This is a genomic window from Rhodoferax aquaticus (assembly GCF_006974105.1).
Lineage (GTDB): Bacteria > Pseudomonadota > Gammaproteobacteria > Burkholderiales > Burkholderiaceae_C > Allorhodoferax > Allorhodoferax aquaticus_A.
Genome location: NZ_CP036282.1, coordinates 1,497,653 through 1,516,448 on the forward strand (window position 1 = coordinate 1,497,653; position 18,796 = coordinate 1,516,448).

An 18,796-nucleotide genomic window follows, 5' to 3' on the forward strand; every position below is an offset into this window, starting at 1 on the left:
GTTCAAAGACCTATTCAATATTCAAGATGCGATTTACTTCACGCCTGCGCTGGCAATGCCAGTGGTGATGTAGCGCTGCAAAAAGGCGAAGACCAGAGTGACCGGCAGCAGGGTGATCACCGTCATGGCCAGCAAATAGTGCCATTGGGTGTTGAGCTCGCCTTGGAAGGAGTTGAGTGCCAGTTGCAAGGTGAAGTGCTGGCTTTGGGACAGCACGATCAGTGGCAGCAAAAAGTCGTTCCAGCGCCACATGACTGAGAAGATGGCCAACACCGCCAATGCGGGTGCGGAGAGCGGCAGCACAATGCGCCAGTAGATCCGCCACTCACTGGCATGGTCCATACGTGCCGCCTCGATGAGCTCGTCCGGAATGGTCAGCATGTACTGGCGCAACAAGAAAACCCCCGTAGGCGTGGCGATGGCCGGGAGGATGACGCCCCATAGGTTGTTCAGCAAACCTACTTCATTGATCACCAGGAAAACAGGCACCAAGATGATGGTGGGCGGAATCATCAAGGTCGCAATGATGAGCAAGAACACCGGCTTTTGCCCCTTGAACCGGTATTTGGAAAGGGCAAACGCGGCCATCGAGTTGATCAGCAATGTCAGCAAGGTGGCGACTACGGTAATGAACACACTGTTCCAGAGGTACACACCAAAGGTGAACTTCCCAAACAGATCGGTGTAGTTGCTCCACGCAAACTTCAGCTCATTGACCGGCTCGCGCTGGCGAATATTGATGCGCACCGTGTCTTGTGGGTTGGCGGGGTCCACCATGGTGGCCATGATGCCCATGCGACTGGCTTGCGCCATCAGGCGTTGGCTGCCGTCGTCTAAGGTGGCTTTGTACAAAGGCAAGGGCTTGGCATGCCCTTCGACAGCCACCGTTTTTTGGCTGTAGGGCAAGAAAGTGGGGGGGAACTGGCCAATGGCCGATTCAGTCTTGAACGACGAAACCACCAACCAAAGCACCGGCGCAAACATCACAAAGAGGCCGACCATTAAGTAGGCATAGCTCATGACGTCTGTCCAGTGCAGTCGTTGACGGCCTCGGGTGCGCAGTAAAAAGTCAAGTGCCTTCATGTTCAACGCCCCTTTTGGCCCGCTTCGCTGGCGCGCGTCAAACGAAGCTGCGCCAAGGTTAAAACGACTAAGAATGCCGCCAGCGCCAGTGATGCTGCGGCAGCCAGTCCATAGAGGTGAATTTGTTCGGCAAAGCCAGTTTGGTAGATGAATTGCACAATAAACGTGGTGGCCGAGCCTGGCCCGCCGCCGGTGAGTACAAATACTTCGTCAAACACCTGTACGGCACGGATCGCTGCGAGCACCAGCACCACAATCAAGTTAGGCATCAGCAGCGGCAAGGTGATGCGAGTGAGGGTGCGCCAGGGGCTGGCGCGGTCCATTTCTGCAGCTTCATACAGATCGTTCGGAATGGCTTGCAGGCCAGCCAGCAAAATCAAAGTGTAGAACCCCATGTGGGCCCAGATGGACACAAAGACCGCCCAGAAAAAAGCCCAACCCGCATCGGTGAGCCATTCAATAGGTGGCATGTTCATGGCCACCAAACTTGCGTTGAAAACGCCTTGGTTTTGTAGCAACCATTTCCAAATCAGCGCCACCACCACGGGTGACAGCAGCACGGGGTAAAAGAAAACACCGCGCCAAAAGCCGCGGCCCATGATCTTGCGATTGAGCACCAGTGCGGTGACCAGAGACAGCAGCACCATCAAGCCCACTTGTAACCCGCTGAACTTGAGGGTGTTAGCTATGGCCCGCCAAAAAACGTCTTTACGGCACGTAGACAGGTCCAGGTAGTTGGTGCACTCAAAGAGAATTTGGAAATTTTCTGCACCTGTAAAAGGGCGCTGAAACGGGAACAAATTCACGCCACCGGTCGTGGCGTACACGATGTTGATGAGGATGGGCAAAAACGTGAATACGCTGATGACGAGCAGGTTGGGCGCAACAAACAGCCACCCCAGCCTAGACAGCCCTAGCCATTTCTGGCCTAAGCGGAAGATAGGTTCCAGTAAGTCGAAGAAGAATGCCAAAAATCGCACAGAACCGTCCCCATAAAGCCCGATCGGCCATGGCTCTCGCCAAGACCCGTCAAAAAAGGACCAGGCCGCGCACTTGCGGCCTGGTCAACAAAAACTAAACAAAAACGGGCTTACTTCTGTGCTTGTTTGATCGCGTCTTGCATATCGGCGTTGATTTTGCTCACCGCCTCATCGGTACCCATTTCCCCAACAATGGCCTGGGTCACGCGCGTGACCGTAGGTAGCATGATCGCGCGGTTGAACTTATAGCCTTGGAACTGGTAGGCAGCAGGAGCGAGGTTGGCAACCCCGCTGCTGAATACGCCAAGTGCCGCCCGGGCCGCAGGTTGGGCACCGGGGTAAGGCACGCCTTTGCTTGCCAAGCCTGAGTGGGCGGGTATGTTGTTGGTCTTACCCGTGAACTCTGAGTAAACGGCTTCGGAAGCCATAAAGTCTAAGAATGCGCCAGCTTCTTTGGGCGATTTGCTGGTTTTGAGAGCCACCCACGCAGCCCCGCCTGGTATGCCTGAGCACGCAGCCGGGCCACAGGGGTTGGGCACCGCCACCCAGTCAAATTTGTTAGCCACATCGCGCTGTAAACGGTTGATTTGCCAGCTTCCCGACAAGACCATGACGACGTTGCCGTTGATGAATTCGCCAATGGAGTCTGCGTAGGTTGAGCCACCGGAGCCTGCCCAGACTTCTTTCAGCATGCTGCCATCTTTGTGCCAGCCCACGAACTTGGCGACAGTGGCTTTGTAACCATCGTCAATGACGGCGTTGCCTTGCGCGTCAAACACTTTGGCGCCGTAGCTGATAGCGGGGCCTGCGAACCGGTGTCCTGAGCGGTCCCACGCCATTGCGCCTTTGGTTTCTGTGGCTTTAGCCACCTTGCGGGTGGCGTCCACCCATTCGTCCCAAGTGGCCTTGGCACCTGGCATGGGTACTTTGGCTTGCTCAAACAGGGTCTTGTTGACGTAGGGCCCCGTCATGGTCAGCTGGGACATGAAGCCATAAATGCCTTTGTCTGTTGCAGAGGGCCGCAACCAGCCTGCGGTGGCACCAAAGTTAGTGTCCCAGTACTTGCGGTCTTTGACGTGCGCGGAAATGTCTAAGTAGTATTTGGACAAGCCACCCAAGTCCGTGACACGTGCGATGTCAGGCCCTTGGCCCGCCGCGAGTTGCACTGGCAACTGTTCCACGATGGATTTGTAGGGCACTGTGTCGATGATCACTTTGGTGCCGGGGTTTGCCGCTTCGAAACGCTTCGCTTGCTCGGCCGTCACATCGCATTCCACGCCGTCCTGGTAGCACATCACACGGATTTCCCCCGCATGGGCCACGCCGGTAGCCAGAACGAGGCTCGCAAGCAGAGCGGTGGGACGGAAGCGCAAAGAAATCATGGATGTCTCCTGTTTATGGGTGTCCCAAAATATAGAGCAAGCCACACAAAAAGAACCTATGGTTTATACGAATAGTGAATGAATTACTTTGTGCAGAGTGGTTTCTTCCGTCTTTGCGGCGGCTTGCGAGCGGCGTTTCGCCTTGCCGGCGTGGCACTGCAGATGGGGCGCCAAGGGTGTGGGGTAAAGCTATTCCACAGCGCACTTTGGACCCAAGGCGAGCCCAAGGGCTGCAGTGCTTTTAAGGGTGACCTAGCAAGGCTTCTAGTTTGAAGGGGCCTTGGGTTAAGTCGATGGCTTGGCCGGTGCGCGCTGATTCTTGTGCTGCCATGCCCATCACCACCGCGGCCAAGCCGTCGCGCAGGCTGACCTCTACAGCCCCTTTGCCGCGCACCGCTGCGTTAAACCGTTGATGTTGGTACAGCGTTGAGCCATTGTGGTCGCCCGCAGCCAAGGCCGTGGGGTCGACCGGGACTTCCAATTCCTGCGGCCCCTTGGGGTTTCGGGGGCTGAGTACCAGCCTAGGGACCGGGGCTGGCCCCAAGTGTGTTGGCCAAAACCGGCCTGGCCCCGGCACAAAACACTCTACCTTGCCACGGGGCCCCACCACCGAGATCTCTTCTTGGTAGCGTGAGCCTTCCGCAAACATGCAGAGGTCTAGTGAGGCCCTTTGGCCATTGGCAAAGTCAAGAATGACAAAGGCATTGTCCAGAATATCTGGCGTACCTTCTGGGTACTGCTCATCGCGGTGGTTGTGCGCCACCGACGCCGACGCAAACACGCGCACAGGCTCACTGCGCGTGAGGTGGCGCATCAGGTCAAAGAAGTGACAGCACTTCTCGACCAAGGTGCCACCGGTGTATTGGTTGAAACGGTTCCAGTCCCCCACTTTGACCAAAAACGGAAAGCGGTGTTCCCGAATGGCCAGCATGTGCATGGGCCCGGTATGGGTTTGGCTGTGTACCTCTTGCGCCAATCTGGCGACCGGCGGCATATACCGGTATTCCATGGCCACCCAAATGGGCGCGCCGTAGTGACGCCCTAGTTCGGCCAAGCGGGCGACATCTTCCAATGCGGTGCAAGCGGGTTTTTCCAAGAGGATGGGCAAAGTGCGCAAGGCCGCAATCTCGTGCATTTGCTCTGCGTGCCGAAAGTTGGGGCTGGTAATGACCAAGCAATCGACATCGGCAGCCTGCACCACTTCCGCCAAACTGGCTGCGCGTTGAGCGCTAGGCGCTAAGGCCAAACTCGCGTCGGCCATGGCGTGGTCCGGTTCAAAGATGCGGGTCACCGACGCTCCGGGCAGCAGTGCAATATTGCGCAGATGCTCTTGCCCCATCATCCCGCAGCCGATCAGGCCGTAACGTACCGATTCACTCACAGTCGTGTCTCCTCATGTGGAATTGCGTGCGCTTTGGATGGGCACTTTGCGTGCGCTGCATTGTGCATCAAATGTGAATGAATTGGGTGTGACTGAGGCCGCGTCGGCGCACGAATCGCAGTGGGCATAGCCCGTGGGTGTTAGGAAAAGGCAGGAGATCAGGCCAGGGAATTTATGCTGCGGCGCCCTAGGATGGGGCGCAAGGCGCTACACAAAAGGTAGCGGATGCGGCCCCAAACAACGCCCTTGCTAGACCACCTCTACAACGACAGAACCACGCTTGCGACCTGTGTCTACATAGGCGTGTGCCTGAGGCATTTGTTCAAAAGAAAAGGTGCGGTCAATCACGGGTTGGATCGCTCCTGACTGCGCAAGCTCAACGACTTGCTGCAGATCTTCCAGTGACTCCGAGGACGGTCCCGCGATAGAGCTTTGCTCCCCATGGCGTCTTGCCACTAGATCTGACAAGTCCCCGGCGACTGCAATGTAGCGGCCGTGGGGCGCAAGGATGTTCCAACACTTCGCAAACGTGCTTGCTCCCACCGTGTCTGCAATAACGTCATAGCGTTGTGGCCCTTGGGTGTAGTCTTGCAAGGTGTAGTCCACAAGGTCTGTTGCGCCCAATGACCTCACCAAGTCGTGGTTGCGCGAGGTGGCCACACCGGTGACCATGGCCCCCGCCTGTCGCCCTAGTTGCACAAATGCGCTACCCACTGCGCCAGAGGCGCCAATGACCAACAAGGTCTCGCCCGCCTGCAACTTGGCCTTGCACAAAAAACTGAGGGCCGTCATGCCGCCAAAGGGTAGGCTTGCTGCTTGGGCAAAGCTGAGTTGGGGCGGCTTCAAAACCAATGCCTTGCCCACACGCATGCTGCGGTATTCCGCATGGCTGCGCATGGCGCCACCGGGGTAGCCAATCACGTCGTCTCCCACGCGAAATGCGCTGACCTTGCGGCCTATCGCTACCACCGTCCCTGCAAAGTCGGTGCCCAAAATGGGCTGGCGGGGCCCGCTAAACCCAAAGATGAGCCGCCCCATCCATGCAAACCCACGCGGTAGCTTGAGCGAACGCACGCGCATGTCGCCCGTGGAGACCGTGGTGGCGCGAATCTTGACCAAGACTTCATCGTCACGCACCTCAGGCAGGGGGCGTTCTTCCGATCGCAAGACCTCGGGCCCTCCGTAGCGGGAATACACCCATGCTTTCATGGTGCTTGGCAAGGCTGGTGTGTGTGGCATGGGGGCGCTCTCCGTTAAACTTACAACGTAAGTATTATTGCACTTACGCTGTAAGTACGTCACCATCACGTGGTTGTTATGCCCTTAGACACCGAACCCAGCGCGCTACCCGCGCGCCAACCCTTAAGCAAAGAGCGCATTCTTCAGGCCGCCATCACACTTGCCGATGAGGGGGGCTTAGCTACGCTGTCTATGCGGAAGTTGGCCCAAGTGCTAGGAGTGGAAGCCATGTCGCTCTACAACCATGTGGCCAATAAAGAAGCCCTGCTAGACGGCATGGTGGACGCGGTGGTGGCCGAGATGGTGGTGCCGGTGCTAGGCGCCCCTTGGCGCGCAGAAATGCGCAGGGCCGCGTGTTCGGCGCACGCGGTGCTGATGGCGCATCCATGGGCGTCTTTACTGCTGGTATCACGTGTCAATGTGGGGCCGGCCAAGTTGCGCCATTTTGATGCCACCCACGGCTGCCTGCGTGAGGCGGGGTTTAGCCATGCTTTGGCGGATAGCGCCCGCAACGTGATTGACGGGCATGTGCACGGCTTCACCTTGCAAAAGCTGCTGTTCCCTTTGGCCGAAGGCACCTACGCGCAAGCAGCCAAGCAGTTTTTACCCATGCTGCCGCAAGAGGTGTACCCTCACATGCGTGCACTGACCGAAGAGGTCATTGCTGGGCGCTACAGTGGCGTGCACCAGTTTGAATTTGGCTTGGACTTGATTCTGAGCAGTCTTGAGGCGCAGTGCGTGTTGGCCGCGCCGACTACCCACTGATTGGCACCTAGCTTCCCTCTAGACACCATGCAAACGCTCACGACTCCCCGGCTTATCGTCAGACCGCTCACTTTGGATGACGCGCCTTTCATTCTCCAGTTGGTCAATGAACCCACGTGGCTGCAGTTCATTGGCGACCGCGGTGTGCGCAATCTGGCCGATGCACACAACTACATCACCCAAGGCCCCCACGCCATGATGGCGCGCTACGGTTTTGGGTTTTGCGCCGTGGTGTCGCAAGCGCTGCAACAGCCCATTGGCATGTGTGGCCTGACCCAGCGCGACTACCTGGACAGCCCGGATATTGGCTTCGCCTTTTTGCCACAGCATGTCGGCCAAGGGTATGCGTTTGAGGCCGCTAGCGCGGTGTTAGCCCACGCGCGTGCGGAACTGGACCTCCAGCGCATCTATGCCACCACGCGATTGGACAATGTGGCGTCACAAAAGCTATTGGAGAAGCTAGGGTTGCAGTACTTGCGCCTCATGCCACACCCTGACGGCGACCGCATGCTCAAGCTGTACGAATTGGCAGGCAAATGAGCCTTTGGCGCCCATACAGCAAGCGCAGGCAGCTATCAAAACTATAGCAACCTGCGCTGACAGGTCGCCCCTGATCCGTCGTCCCCAGTCGCCACGCGCTTGCATCATTTCTTCCAAATGGCGAAAGCGCAAGGGGCAAGCCGCGTACCAGCGGGCGCACACATAGCAAAGCACTCAACAGCGATTGCAAAGCCGTTTTTACAAAGACACGCCGTTAGCTTCCTCACAATGGCTTATGGCGACAGAACCGCTGCGACCTGCATCCGGTGATGCGCGATGAAGACCTAGGTTTGCTGCAAATCTGGGTCAAGGCCAAAGCCATCGGCATCAGCGGGCGGCGCGAGGGCGGTGGCTACTTTTTACCGCGTGCGGTGTTTGAATGAAGGGACTAACGATGCAACGAAATACTCAGCGTGCAAGTCTTTGCGCAACCTTGGCCCGGTCCACCACTGATAAGCCCCGGAGCTAAGCTATGCCCACCCCCAGTCTCACCAGCCTCACCACCCTCATCCCCGCAGAGCGCATCCTCACCATTAGCAGCGCCACCCTGGAGGCGCAAGCGGGTCACGCCCAACTCCAAGCCGTGCGCTTGGAAGGCCACGAAGGCATCAACCAGCTCTTTCGCTACCAACTCACCCTGCAAACCCCGGACACCCCGGTCCCGGGTGGCCTGGTTGAGCTGGACCTCCAAGCCCTCATGGGCCAGGCCATTAGCTGCCACATCCAGCTCGAAGGCATGGGCACGTTTGAGGCGGGCAGCATCGGTGGGGTCGTCAAGGGCCAACTCGCCACCCCCCACCAAGGCAGCGGAGCGCGCCAAATCAGCGCCCTCATCACCGCAGCCACCCTCATTCAAGAAACCCCACGCCAGCGCGTCTACCAACTCACCCTAGAGCCCTGGCTGGCCCAGGCCCGGCTCAAGAGCGACTGCAAAGTCTTCCAAGACATGAGCCCGGTCGACGTGATCGAACACGTGCTGGCCAACTACCCCCAGCCCAGTACCAAGAGGCTCCTAGAGAGCTACCCCGTGCGCGACTACTGCGTGCAGTACAACGAAACCGACCTGCAATTCATCACCCGGCTCATGCAAGAGTGGGGCATCAACTACCACTTCGAGCACAGCGGCGAGGCCCACCGCCTCATCTGGAGCGACCACAACGGCGCCTTCCAAATCCGGCAAGAAGACCTGCAACAAAACAGCGTTGATCCCGGCTTCAACCCCTACCACACCATCCCCTACTACCCGCTGGGGCACAAGACCGACCGCGAGTACATCCACCGCTTCAGCCCGGTGCAGCGCTTGACTGCCAGCGCCTACGCCAGTGCCGACTACGACTACACCCGCCCCCAGGCCAGCCTGGCGGTGCAAGCCAGCAGCGACCATGCAGGCAATCACCCGGCCCACCAGATCTACCTCTGGCGGGGAGGGAACAGCGGAGTGAACAGTGGAGCAGGTGGTGGAGCAAACACCTCCCTCTCTTCCTCCGACTACAGCCAGCCCAATGCAGGCGCAAACACCGCAGCCAACCAGACCGAACCCCAAGGCCAACACCTGGCCCGGCTGCGCCTGCAAGCCCTGCGCCAAGGGGCCTTACGCGCCCGGGGAGCAGGCCACATCCGCGGCATCGTGCCCGGCAGCAGCTTCACCCTGGCCGAGCACCCCCAGACCAGCGCCAACACCGAGTACATCGTCTTGCACACCACACTCGATATAGAAAACCCGAGTGAGCACAAAACAGGCAGCAACGCGGGTAAGCACGCAGGCAACAACCAAGACAACAGCGCCACCCCCCAAGGCCAGTGGCGCGTCTACACCGAATTCGAGGTCCAGCCCAGCACCATCGCCCTGCGCCCTGACCGCACACAGAGCAAACCCCTGATCCCTGGCCCCTTGAGCGCCGTGGTAGTCGGCCCCGCAGGGGCCAACCACCATACCGACTACCTCAGCCGCATCAAGGTGCACTTCCCCTGGGATAGGCATGACGCGCGCGACCAACGCAGCAGCTGCTGGGTGCGGGTGGCAAGCCCTTGGGCGGGCAACCAGTTAGGGGCCATCCACATTCCCCGCATCGGGCAAGAAGTGCTGGTGAGCTTTGAAGGCGGAGACCCGGACAAACCCATCGTGATCGCGGCTGTCTACAACCAGAACAACCAGCCGCCCTGGGAACTGCCCGGCCAACAAGCCTTAAGTGGTATGCGCAGCCGCGAACTCACCGCAGGGCAAGGCAACGCAGCTGCTGGGCGCAGCAACCATGTGCTCTTGGACGACACCGCAGAGCAAATCCAAGTGCAAGCTAAAAGCGACCACCAGCACAGCCAACTCTCACTAGGCCACATCACCCGCATAGAGAGCAGGGCAGGCCGCCAAGAACATCGGGGCGAAGGCTTTGAGCTGCGCACGGATGGACACGGCGTCCTCCGCGCCCAAGACGGCCTGCTCATCACTACCGAAGGCAGGCCCAACGCCCAAGGCCATGTCAAAGCATTGAGCGAAACCGCTGCGCGCCTGTCCCAAGCGCAAGAGCAACACCGCAGCTTGGGGAACTTGGCCGCTCAGCACCAGGCCCAAGACGCGGGAGACAACGCAGACCAGGGCGAAGTCGCCAGCGCACTGCAAATGCAAAACGAGGCCATCAAAGGTAAAGAAGGAGTGCACCCAGAACTGGCAGAGCCTCACTTGGTACTCGCTAGCCCAGCCGGTATTGAGAGCACCACCGCAGGCAGCACGCACCAGCACAGCCAGGCGCACCATGCCATCAGCGCGGGTGGGCATGTGAGCACGTCTACGGCCAAGAGTTGGCTCTTGAGCGCCAAGAGCGCTGCACGCATGTTTGCCTACAACGCAGGCATCAAGCTGATCAGCGCCAGCGCGAACATCGACGCCCACGCCTTAAGCAAAAGCCTGCACGTGCTGGCCAAACTGCGCATCACGCACAACGCCCGCAGCATCACCATCACCGCGCAAGAAGAACTGCGCCTGGGAGCAGCCAGCAGCTTCACCACCCTCAACGCCGCAGGCATCACCCACGGCACGCCGGGGCAGTGGGATGTGAAGTCGGCCACGCAATACATGGAGCTGGGCAAGAGCTTGCCGGTGGTGGTGCCGCAGATGCCGCGTGGTTACCAAGCCCAATATGTTCTTCTGGACAAAAAGTCTGGTGCCCCGTTAACCAATCACCCATACAAGTTAACGCTCCCCACAGGCAAAACGGTGGCGGGCATCACGAATGCCAAGGGCGAAACCATGCAAGTGTTTCACCCCAGCGCTGCGGATGTATCACTTACTGCGCCAGAGATACCCGCCGTACAAGAGCAGAGGTGGCATTTGGCTGGCGGTGGCAGCCCCTCCATACGTGCCGACTACCTTGAGGAGTAAGACCATGATCCAGACTTCATACAGCCCGGCGGGTAACTCCTGCACCACCCTTGAAGAGCGCAAGGAATATGCAAAACTGACAGTGCCCGGCAAAGGCTACTTGACCGAAAAGGCCGAGACAGCCTTGAGCACCGCCAAAGTGCTGCATGTCAAAACCAAGAACGGCAACATCGTCGAGCGCGTGTTGTGCCAGCTCACCATGTCAGGTGCTATTCGTGTGGAAGAAGCGCTGCACAACTACCTTTGGCAGTACAAGGCCGAGGTGAGTTTTGATATGACGCCCACGCGGGTAGCAGGCGGTGTCCCCAAACCTTTTCTGAGCAATTGCAACAAGCATGACCCCCTGCGCCGCCATAGCCTGAACCCATTTCCGCCGGGTTTGACCTCGGGCATGCTGCGCCGCCCGGACGTCATCATCACCAAAAGCGAAGCACTGCGCTGGCCGGGGCGAGCCACCACCGACCACCAGGGCGTGGCGCACCCCGACAACCTGCTGCGGGTAGTGGAGTTGAAGTTCCCGGGGGATTCGTTCGATAGAGGCCAGCGAGATGCGTATATGCAAATCGCTGGTGAAAGTGATGGCAAACCGGTGGAGCGCCTGTGTCTTGTCGATGTGAACGACTGCGAGGGCGAGCTGGAGCGGGTACGCGACAGAGTGCGTGCCCCCATACGCACCAAAGTGCCCGTGCCCGAGAAGGCGTTTTACGAGCGTTGGCTCATTGATGCAGAGCATGCCGCTGAAACGGTGTGGGCCGATATGCAGGCAGGGGTTCGGCAACTCTCCAGCGAGGCGCAAACCTGGCTGCGCCGCGAGGCCCCTTGGCTGTTTGTGGCGGGGCGCTGGGTGCGCGACACCACGGGGCAGGTTTACCGCTGGGTCACCCAAGAAGGTGCCGTCATTGCGCAATGGACTGTGGTGCAGTTAAAGGCGGCGTGGGCACAAATTGCCGCAGCCACCGACTTGGTGTCATCGCAAATACAGCGCATTGACTGGACGCAAGTGCTCATAGACACCGTCAAAGGCATCTGCGTCATCGGCATGCTGGTAGCCGGGGTCATGATCGCCGTGACCTTGGCCCCCGCGCTGGCCGCTGCCTTGATTGCCATCGTAGGCATCTTTGGTGGGGCGGCTACTGCTTGATAGACCGCTTACCTAAAACACGAAAGGAATACATACCCATGAGCACCCCTTACCCCAAACGCTCCGGCGTGGTTCTAAGTCCTTTGCAGGGCATTGCGCAGTACCTCGATGAACTGCAATTCACAGACCAAGGCCGTGTGGTTGTGAACCCGGTGTTGTTTGCCACCATATTTTTTGAGCGTGGTGCCTACCCTGACGTGCGCCAAGGCGTGTTGGCCTGTCTGGATGCGTTTGAAGAACGCTTTGGCGAGCACCTGCACGGCGGGCGTGTAGGCGGGGGCAAATACACCGCCAAAACCGCCAAGGGCATGCAGGCCATGCGCAAGCTGCTCAGTGACTCCAAGCCCTATGAGGGGGTGGAGTTCGTCCGCTCGGATGTGACAGACCAGTACACCGCGCCGGACTTTATGGTCGAGGCCTACACGCCTGCGGCTTTTGTAGGCGATGACCTCGGTGATGGTGGGTTCGTGTCCTACCTCAAGTTTGTGCTGCCCTGGAGCATGGCCACCGATGACAAAGACTTGGTGCAGTACCACGACTTTTTGCGATTTGTCTGCCAAAGCTTGCCTGTGCGGGGGGGGTATGGGGGACTAACGCCCGTGCTGCCATTCGACTTTGACCGCTATCAACCCCAAGAATACGCCTTGGCTCGCCGCTTTACTGGTTTGGAAATGGACTGCAATGCAGTCTTTGAAGCTCATACCTATCGGATTCAGTCTATTGAAGGGGAAGAGCCAAAGATCATTTGCTACAACGAGCTCAAGCCGGGCGCAAAGGTAACGGCAGTGGGGCACATCAAAGGCGTGAACTGGTACACGCTGTTGGGCGACGTGTTTGTAGACAGGCTAGGTGGTGAGGCTGCGCTGTGCCAACAATTGGCACGGCCTGATATTGGTGTGGAACGTCAGGGCCAGTGCTTGCTGATTCGTGCCGGTGACTTGCCAAGACTGGGAGCGCCCGAAGAGGGCTTGATAGAGCCCTATGCCTTTGTCAACCGTGCAGTGCGCAGTCTGCGCATTCCAGAGCATGGCGGCATGCACACCTATATGGAGGCCGTGGAGCGCGCTGACTCGGACAACACACAGGCGTGGATTACACGCTTCGATTTGCCAGAGGACGGCCCGGTTCGGCCCTGGCAACCCGGTGACGTCGTGCGGCAAGCGCCGCCGCGCGAAACCCTCAGCGCCCAACCCGGCCAAGCCGTGCCCCGCGCAGGCGTGTGGCAAACCCCGGCCATACTGGAGAAGCGCAGTCTCACTCTGGCTGCAGGCGAGAAGCTGCCCTTTACCGCCCAAGACAAAGGCGGCAATGCGGTGGTGTGGTTCTGGAAGGCTGAGAAGTAAGTCGCTATGCAGCCAACCGCACTCAAGCCATTCACACCCCACACCGGGGGCTACCGCACCCGCGTGGTGCGGGGTGGCGTGCGCGTGCTCGGTACGGCGGAATTACATGCGGCGGATTCAAGTACGAAGTGCAACGTTTTAGAAACGGGTTGGGCCAAGAGTGAATAGGATGCACTTTTGTGACCGGCCAGTCTCAATCGTTGCACCATGACCTATACACACTTGGCCCAAGAAAAACGATGCCAAATCCACAAGCTCAATCGCCAAGGCATACATCTGTCGCAAATTGCCTCAGAACTGGAGCGCAGCACTTCGACGATCAGCCGTGAGCTGCGGCGCAATGCAAGCTGCTTGAAAGCAAAGGTGTACTTTGCCAAGCCCTACTGCTCTTGGCAGCGTGGACGCAATGCGAACACAAACGGCCTACTAAGACAGTTCTTTCCAAAAAGACGTAGCTTGCTCAATGTGACACAAGCTCAGGTCGAAGAGGCGGTGTACCTACTCAATCACCGGCCGCGCAAGTGCCTAGGCTACCGTACCCCGCATGAGGTCTTCTATAACCTACCCGTAAGACCTCTTACGCTGCATTCCGTTGCACTTTGTACTTGAATTCGCCGCAATAATTGCCCCAAGCGCTCACCAATAAAGCGTGGGTAGCTACCAATTGAATAGCGATCATGTTTCGGAGCGGTGATGGTTTGGTCATCCCTTGGGGCGTTGCATCTCAAGCAATGCCTTTGAATTGCCGTCCAAGTTTCGCCGCGGGCGGATAGCAAAAAATAGCGTAGACAGCGCTATCCTTATGGACTTCACGAATGTACTGCCCCCCGCGACACTTTAAGGCTCCATGGCTTCTTCACCCTCTGCACCTCCTCGAAAAAGCCGCGCTTCCGGGCGCCTGACCTTGGATGACGTGGCCGCGGCGGCCGGAGTGAGCCGCATCACAGCCTCTCGGGCTTTGCGGGGCGAGCGCAGCGTGGGTGCCGAGCTGGTGGCTCGGGTGGCGCAGGCCGCGCAGACCTTGGGCTACGTGCCCGACCCGGCCGCACGTGCCTTGGCCAGTGCGCGCAGCCGCACAGTGGTTGTACTGGTTCCGCTCTTGTCGAACAACCTGTTTGTGGACTTGCTAGAGGCTGTGCATCGCAGCTTGCATCCGGCGGGTTACCAAATCTTGATAGGCGTGACCCATTACCAAGCGGACGAAGAAGAAGCGCTCTTGGCCAGTTACTTGGCGCACCGCCCTGCGGGGCTTTTGGTCACTGGGTTTGACCGCACCCAGCGCTGCAAAGACATGATTGCCCAAAGTGGCGTGCCGTGTGTACACCTGATGGAAACATCGACCGACCCCGCCGTGCATTGCGTGGGCTTTTCGCAAACCCAAGCGGGGGGCGCGATGACCGAGCATCTGTTGGCGCAAGGCCGTCAGCGGATTGCGTTTGCAGCGGCACAGCTGGACCCACGCGTTATGCAGCGCTTAGACGGTTACCGTATGGCTATGCAGGCGGCAGGACTCTGGGATGCGGAGCTTGAGTGGCTCAGCCCCGCGCCGTCTTCCATGGCTTTGGGCGCACAGCTGCTGGAGCAGAACTTGGCCCGCCACCCTGATGTGGACGCTATTTTTTATTGCAACGACGACTTGGCCCAAGGGGGCTTGTTGGCGGCACTGCGCTTGCACATTGCCGTGCCACAGCAGTTGGCGGTGGCTGGATTCAATGACTTGGCGGGCAGCGACCAAATGCTGCCCACGCTCACCACCATCCGCACACCGCGCAGGCAAATTGGCCACAGTGCCGCACAAATGCTTTTGCATTTGATGCGCGATGAGCCCATAGACACCCATAGCGTGGACCTGGGTTGGGAGCTGGTTCAACGCCAAAGCACCTGAGTCCTACCGTAACCAAACTGCGACTTAATGCGCCTTTGGACCCAGCGACAATAGCGGGCTATGGATAAAAAAATACTCATTGTGGGCGGTGGCATAGGCGGCATGGCCGCTGCACTTGCCTGCACGCGTAGTGGATTGACAGTCCGCCTCACCGAGCGCGCCGCCGCATTTGGTGAAGTGGGGGCGGGCGTACAACTGGGCCCCAACAGCGTTCAAGTGTTGGAAGGCTGGGGCCTGGGCAAGCAGCTGAAGGCGGTGGCCGCCTTTCCCCAAGAGCTTTGCGTACGCAATGCCAAAAGCGGTGCGGTGCTGGCGCGCATGCCATTGGGCAAGAGCATGGTGGAGCAGTACGGCTCGCCCTACGCCACCATTGCGCGGGCTGACCTGCACTCCCTGTTGCTCACGGCCTTGTGCCGCAGCGGCTCCGCCCGACTCATGCTGGACAGCGAAGTGACATCCGTTACGCAAGACAAAGACAGCGTGAGTGTGCAACTGGCCGCGCCCGAGGGACACAGCCCCCAAATTCTTAAAGCCGATGTGCTGGTGGGGGCCGATGGGCTGTGGAGCCGCGTGCGCTCCCAAATCTTGCACACCGGGGGACCCAGGGTGACCGGGCATTTGGCTTACCGTGCCATGCTGAAGCAGTCTGACTTGCCTGTCACTTTGCGTAGCCAAGTGGTTACCGCTTGGATGGGACCTGGCTACCATGTGGTTCAGTACCCGGTGGGGGCTGGGGAGTGGCTCAATGTGGTGGCCATCGTACATGGCGAACTGCAGGGCGACTTAGCCAGTTGGGACCACAGTGGCAATGCCAAAGAGTTGCGCATTGCCTTAGCGGGCGCCGCATCGCCCTTGTGGGACCTTTTGCATGCCATTCCCGACTGGCGGTTGTGGGCCTTGTGCGACCGTCCACCCATGCGCAGCGCCGCAGAGCATGCAGTGGGGCGTGTGGCTTTGTTGGGTGACGCGGCGCACCCCATGCGACCTTACCTAGCACAAGGCGCAGGCATGGCCCTGGAAGACGCCGCAGAGCTAGCCCGGGTGTTGGTGAAGTCTGGTGTGCCTGTGGATAAGGCGCTTAGAGCCTATGCCGCCCGGCGTTGGCGCCGCAATGCCAAGGTGCAGGCGCGGTCGATTCGCAATGGGCATATTTTTCACCTGCGCGGGCCTTTTGCGTTTGGGCGTGATGCCACGCTCAGACTCTTGGGTAAGCGCGTGTTGGATGTGCCTTGGCTCTACCAAGGACCTGACCAGGTGTGATGGGCGCAAGCCTACTTGACTAAGCCGTATCGCTTTTCAATCGCTATGAGCGTGCCATCCGCCTTGATGGTCTGCATGCCTTTGTTAAAGGCTTCGATGATTTCTTTGTGCCTAGGGTTCTTGAGCCCTGCGGATACGTACAACGGGTTGGTCGCCAAGGCATTGCTGGTGAAGTCCAGTTGCTCGGCGATATTGGGCTCCAAACGGCGCATAAACACTTTGGCGGCAATTTCGTCCTCGGGTGTGAGGTCAATGCGTTTGAGCAACAGTTTTTTGATATTGAGATCAAGCCCGGTGACTTCTTCACGGGTGAAGTGGGTGGCTGCATTGAACGCATCGTTGTAACCGTAGCCCCGAATGACCCCTATGCGTTTGCCACTCAGGCTGTCCAAACCATTGAACTCAAACGGATCGTCTTTGCGCTTTAAAAATTTTATTTTGCTCACCGCATAGGGCACGCTAAACAGCATCTCTTTGACCCGGGCTTCCGTGCGCCACACATCTACCAAAATGTCGAAACGGCCATCCATCACACCTTTTTCGGCACGGGCCCAAGGCATCATCTCCAGCTTGACGCGGTAGCCCTGGGTTTTAAACGCGGCGCGGGCAATTTCCATGGCCAAGCCATCGCCGGGCATTTGCGGGTCCACGTAAGGGGGGTATGGGTCCGCCGCGGCGACCAGTGTTTTCTCTTGAGCCCCCGCCAGCAGGGGTAGGCACAGCGCCGCAAGTAGCAGTAGTTTGCGCATAAAGCTCTCCGGGTGATGTAACAACCCCAGTGTTTAGGTATCCAACGAATTTGGGTGCCAGTATCGCATTAGCCCGGCTTTAAAGCAGCCTATTCCTGCAAAAGCGCGGCTACACCAGCGGCGAAACGGTCTACATCTTGCGCTGTGGTGTCCCACCCAGTGAGCCAGCGCACTTGGTGAATGGCAGGCTCCCAATTCCAAAACATGCACCACTGGGCCAGCGGCGCAATAGCAGCCTGCGGCAAGATGGGAAAGAGCCCATTGGACGTAGGCGCCAAGGGGTAGCTCACGCCGGGCAAATGGCGTGTGGCCTCATACAGGCGCTGCGCCATGGCGTTGCTGTGCAGGCCGAGCCCAATCCATAGGTCGTCTTGCAGCAAGGCATTGAACTGGGCCGCCACAAAGCGCATTTTGGAGGGCAGCTGGTTCACCTGTTTGCGCACATAGATGGCGCGCTTGGCATACACGGGGTTGAAGTACACCACAGCTTCACCAAAGGCCAGGCCCGCCTTGGTGCCGCCAAAGCTCAGCACGTCCACGCCCGCATCCACCGTCATGGCGCGGGCGTCGGCCAAGGTGCCACCCGCAGCAGCCACGGCATTGGCAAAGCGGGCACCGTCCATATGTACGCGCATGCCCAGCTTCTTGGCCTCGATGCACAAGGCCTTGACTTCTTGCGCACTGTAGACCGCGCCCATCTCAGTGCACTGGGTGATGGACAGCACGCCGGGTTGCGCCGAGTGCTGGTTACCCACCATGCTGCGCAAAGCGGTGACTTGCTCGGGGCGAATTTTGCCGTCGGGCGAGGGCAGCAGCAGCAGCTTGGCACCCATGGCGCGCTCGGGCGCACCCGTCTCTGACACCGCAATGTGGGCTTGGTCGCTGCACACCACGCACTCACCCGCTTGCAGCAAAGAGGTCAGCGCCATCACATTGGCACCGGTTCCCCCCCACACTAGCAAGCTCTCGGTTTGATCGCCAAAAATGGTTTTGAAACGGCCCAATGCCTCTTGGGTCCATGGGTCAGCGCCATAGGCTAGCGCATGGCCGGTGTTGCAGTCCACAAAGGCTTGCACCACTGCGGGGTGTGCGCCCGCTGAGTTGTCGCTGGCAAGTGTGCGCTCAGGGCGTGCCAGGGAGGAGAGGGCAGTGTGAAATTCTGGGGCAGGGGTTTGGGACATGGTGGGCTTGGCTAAAAAGGGGCGCTGGCATCCCGCTTGCGTGCGAATGCTCAGGGTGCCCCCATTTTAGAGTTGCCTGTTAGGGCGCGCCGCGCTGCAGGGTGATGGCCTTCTCGGGGCACGCGGTGACGCACAGTCCGCAGGCCCGGCAAGCCTCGGGGTGAACCACGTGGACTTGCTTCCAACCGTGCACAAAGCCTTTGACTTTGCCTTTCAGTGTGAGGGTGGAGCGCTGGTCTTTGGGCAGTGTGCCCATGGCAAACACATCGACCGGGCACACGTCCACACACGGGCCCTTGCCCTCACAGCGGTTGGGGTTGACGTGAGGAACCAAAAAGCCGGGCGGGTGCTTGAAATGGCTGGCGTTGCCGCGTGCGCTGAGAGTGTGGTTGTTGTTTGGGTTTGTCATAGGCCGCTATGGTGCGTGCGCACGTGCTTGGCTATGTTGCGCCAGAGTTCCGGTTTGTTGCAGTTTGTTTCAATGCCCATGG

Annotated in this window: 16 protein-coding genes and 2 pseudogenes; 10 read left to right on the forward strand and 8 right to left on the reverse strand. The window is 59.1% G+C overall.

Going from position 1 to position 18,796, the window contains the following annotated elements; genetic code table 11:
• Positions 1-33 precede the first annotated feature (33 nt).
• From EXZ61_RS07030 to EXZ61_RS07050, 5 genes are all read right to left on the reverse strand, one after another.
• Entirely contained in the window at positions 34-1,083 is a 1,050-nt protein-coding gene (locus tag EXZ61_RS07030; protein WP_142810375.1) for a carbohydrate ABC transporter permease, read from the reverse strand.
• Positions 1,084-1,085: 2 nt separating this feature from the next.
• The gene (locus EXZ61_RS07035; protein ID WP_142810377.1) at positions 1,086-2,063 is read right to left on the reverse strand and encodes a carbohydrate ABC transporter permease; all 978 of its coding nucleotides are present in this window, start codon (positions 2,061-2,063) and stop codon (positions 1,086-1,088) included.
• A 110-nt stretch (positions 2,064-2,173) separates the two neighbouring features.
• Positions 2,174-3,445, reverse strand: coding sequence for an ABC transporter substrate-binding protein (locus EXZ61_RS07040; protein WP_142810379.1), 1,272 nt, complete (start codon positions 3,443-3,445; stop codon positions 2,174-2,176).
• 241 nt (positions 3,446-3,686) lie between these two features.
• The gene (locus EXZ61_RS07045; protein ID WP_142810381.1) at positions 3,687-4,826 is read right to left on the reverse strand and encodes a Gfo/Idh/MocA family protein; all 1,140 of its coding nucleotides are present in this window, start codon (positions 4,824-4,826) and stop codon (positions 3,687-3,689) included.
• Positions 4,827-5,075: 249 nt separating this feature from the next.
• Complete coding sequence (locus EXZ61_RS07050; protein ID WP_201799116.1) at positions 5,076-6,065, reverse strand: NAD(P)-dependent alcohol dehydrogenase; 990 nt, start codon at positions 6,063-6,065, stop codon at positions 5,076-5,078.
• Positions 6,066-6,143: 78 nt separating this feature from the next.
• Between EXZ61_RS07050 and EXZ61_RS07055 the strand changes: the two genes are divergently transcribed.
• From EXZ61_RS07055 to EXZ61_RS07090, 10 genes and pseudogenes are all read left to right on the forward strand, one after another.
• Positions 6,144-6,830: a TetR/AcrR family transcriptional regulator C-terminal domain-containing protein gene (locus EXZ61_RS07055; protein ID WP_142810383.1), complete on the forward strand. Its 687-nt coding sequence runs from the start codon at positions 6,144-6,146 to the stop codon at positions 6,828-6,830.
• A 27-nt stretch (positions 6,831-6,857) separates the two neighbouring features.
• Positions 6,858-7,370: a GNAT family N-acetyltransferase gene (locus tag EXZ61_RS07060; RefSeq protein WP_142810385.1), complete on the forward strand. Its 513-nt coding sequence runs from the start codon at positions 6,858-6,860 to the stop codon at positions 7,368-7,370.
• Between the two features lie 472 nt (positions 7,371-7,842).
• Positions 7,843-10,746, forward strand: coding sequence for a type VI secretion system Vgr family protein (locus EXZ61_RS07065; RefSeq protein ID WP_142810387.1), 2,904 nt, complete (start codon positions 7,843-7,845; stop codon positions 10,744-10,746).
• 4 nt (positions 10,747-10,750) lie between these two features.
• Positions 10,751-11,887, forward strand: a complete 1,137-nt coding sequence (locus EXZ61_RS07070) for a VRR-NUC domain-containing protein (protein WP_142810389.1) — start codon at positions 10,751-10,753, stop codon at positions 11,885-11,887.
• Between the two features lie 38 nt (positions 11,888-11,925).
• On the forward strand, positions 11,926-13,230 hold the full coding sequence (locus tag EXZ61_RS07075) for a type VI immunity family protein (protein ID WP_142810391.1): 1,305 nt from the start codon (positions 11,926-11,928) through the stop codon (positions 13,228-13,230).
• Positions 13,231-13,236: 6 nt separating this feature from the next.
• Positions 13,237-13,398 (forward strand): hypothetical protein, encoded by a 162-nt coding sequence (locus tag EXZ61_RS21885; protein ID WP_168224717.1) that lies wholly within the window; start codon positions 13,237-13,239, stop codon positions 13,396-13,398.
• A gap of 39 nt (positions 13,399-13,437) precedes the next feature.
• Positions 13,438-13,512: pseudogene (locus EXZ61_RS22580) on the forward strand (hypothetical protein); the annotation flags it as partial.
• A 75-nt stretch (positions 13,513-13,587) separates the two neighbouring features.
• A pseudogene (locus tag EXZ61_RS22085) lies at positions 13,588-13,839 on the forward strand (transposase); the annotation flags it as partial.
• Positions 13,840-14,077: 238 nt separating this feature from the next.
• Positions 14,078-15,115 (forward strand): HTH-type transcriptional regulator GntR, encoded by a 1,038-nt coding sequence (gene gntR, locus EXZ61_RS07085; protein ID WP_142810395.1) that lies wholly within the window; start codon positions 14,078-14,080, stop codon positions 15,113-15,115.
• Between the two features lie 60 nt (positions 15,116-15,175).
• On the forward strand, positions 15,176-16,375 hold the full coding sequence (locus EXZ61_RS07090) for an FAD-dependent monooxygenase (RefSeq protein WP_142810397.1): 1,200 nt from the start codon (positions 15,176-15,178) through the stop codon (positions 16,373-16,375).
• 11 nt (positions 16,376-16,386) lie between these two features.
• Here the strand turns inward: EXZ61_RS07090 and EXZ61_RS07095 are convergent, their stop codons facing one another.
• The 3 genes from EXZ61_RS07095 to EXZ61_RS07105 all read right to left on the reverse strand — a co-directional run bounded on the left by EXZ61_RS07095 (position 16,387) and on the right by EXZ61_RS07105 (position 18,714).
• Positions 16,387-17,124, reverse strand: a complete 738-nt coding sequence (locus EXZ61_RS07095) for a substrate-binding periplasmic protein (RefSeq protein ID WP_142810399.1) — start codon at positions 17,122-17,124, stop codon at positions 16,387-16,389.
• An 89-nt stretch (positions 17,125-17,213) separates the two neighbouring features.
• Positions 17,214-18,305 carry a threonine aldolase family protein gene (locus tag EXZ61_RS07100; RefSeq protein ID WP_142810400.1) on the reverse strand — a complete coding sequence of 364 codons (1,092 nt, stop codon included), beginning with the start codon at positions 18,303-18,305 and terminating at the stop codon, positions 17,214-17,216.
• A 79-nt stretch (positions 18,306-18,384) separates the two neighbouring features.
• Positions 18,385-18,714, reverse strand: a complete 330-nt coding sequence (locus EXZ61_RS07105; protein ID WP_142810402.1) for a 4Fe-4S dicluster domain-containing protein — start codon at positions 18,712-18,714, stop codon at positions 18,385-18,387.
• Positions 18,715-18,796: the final 82 nt, after the last annotated feature.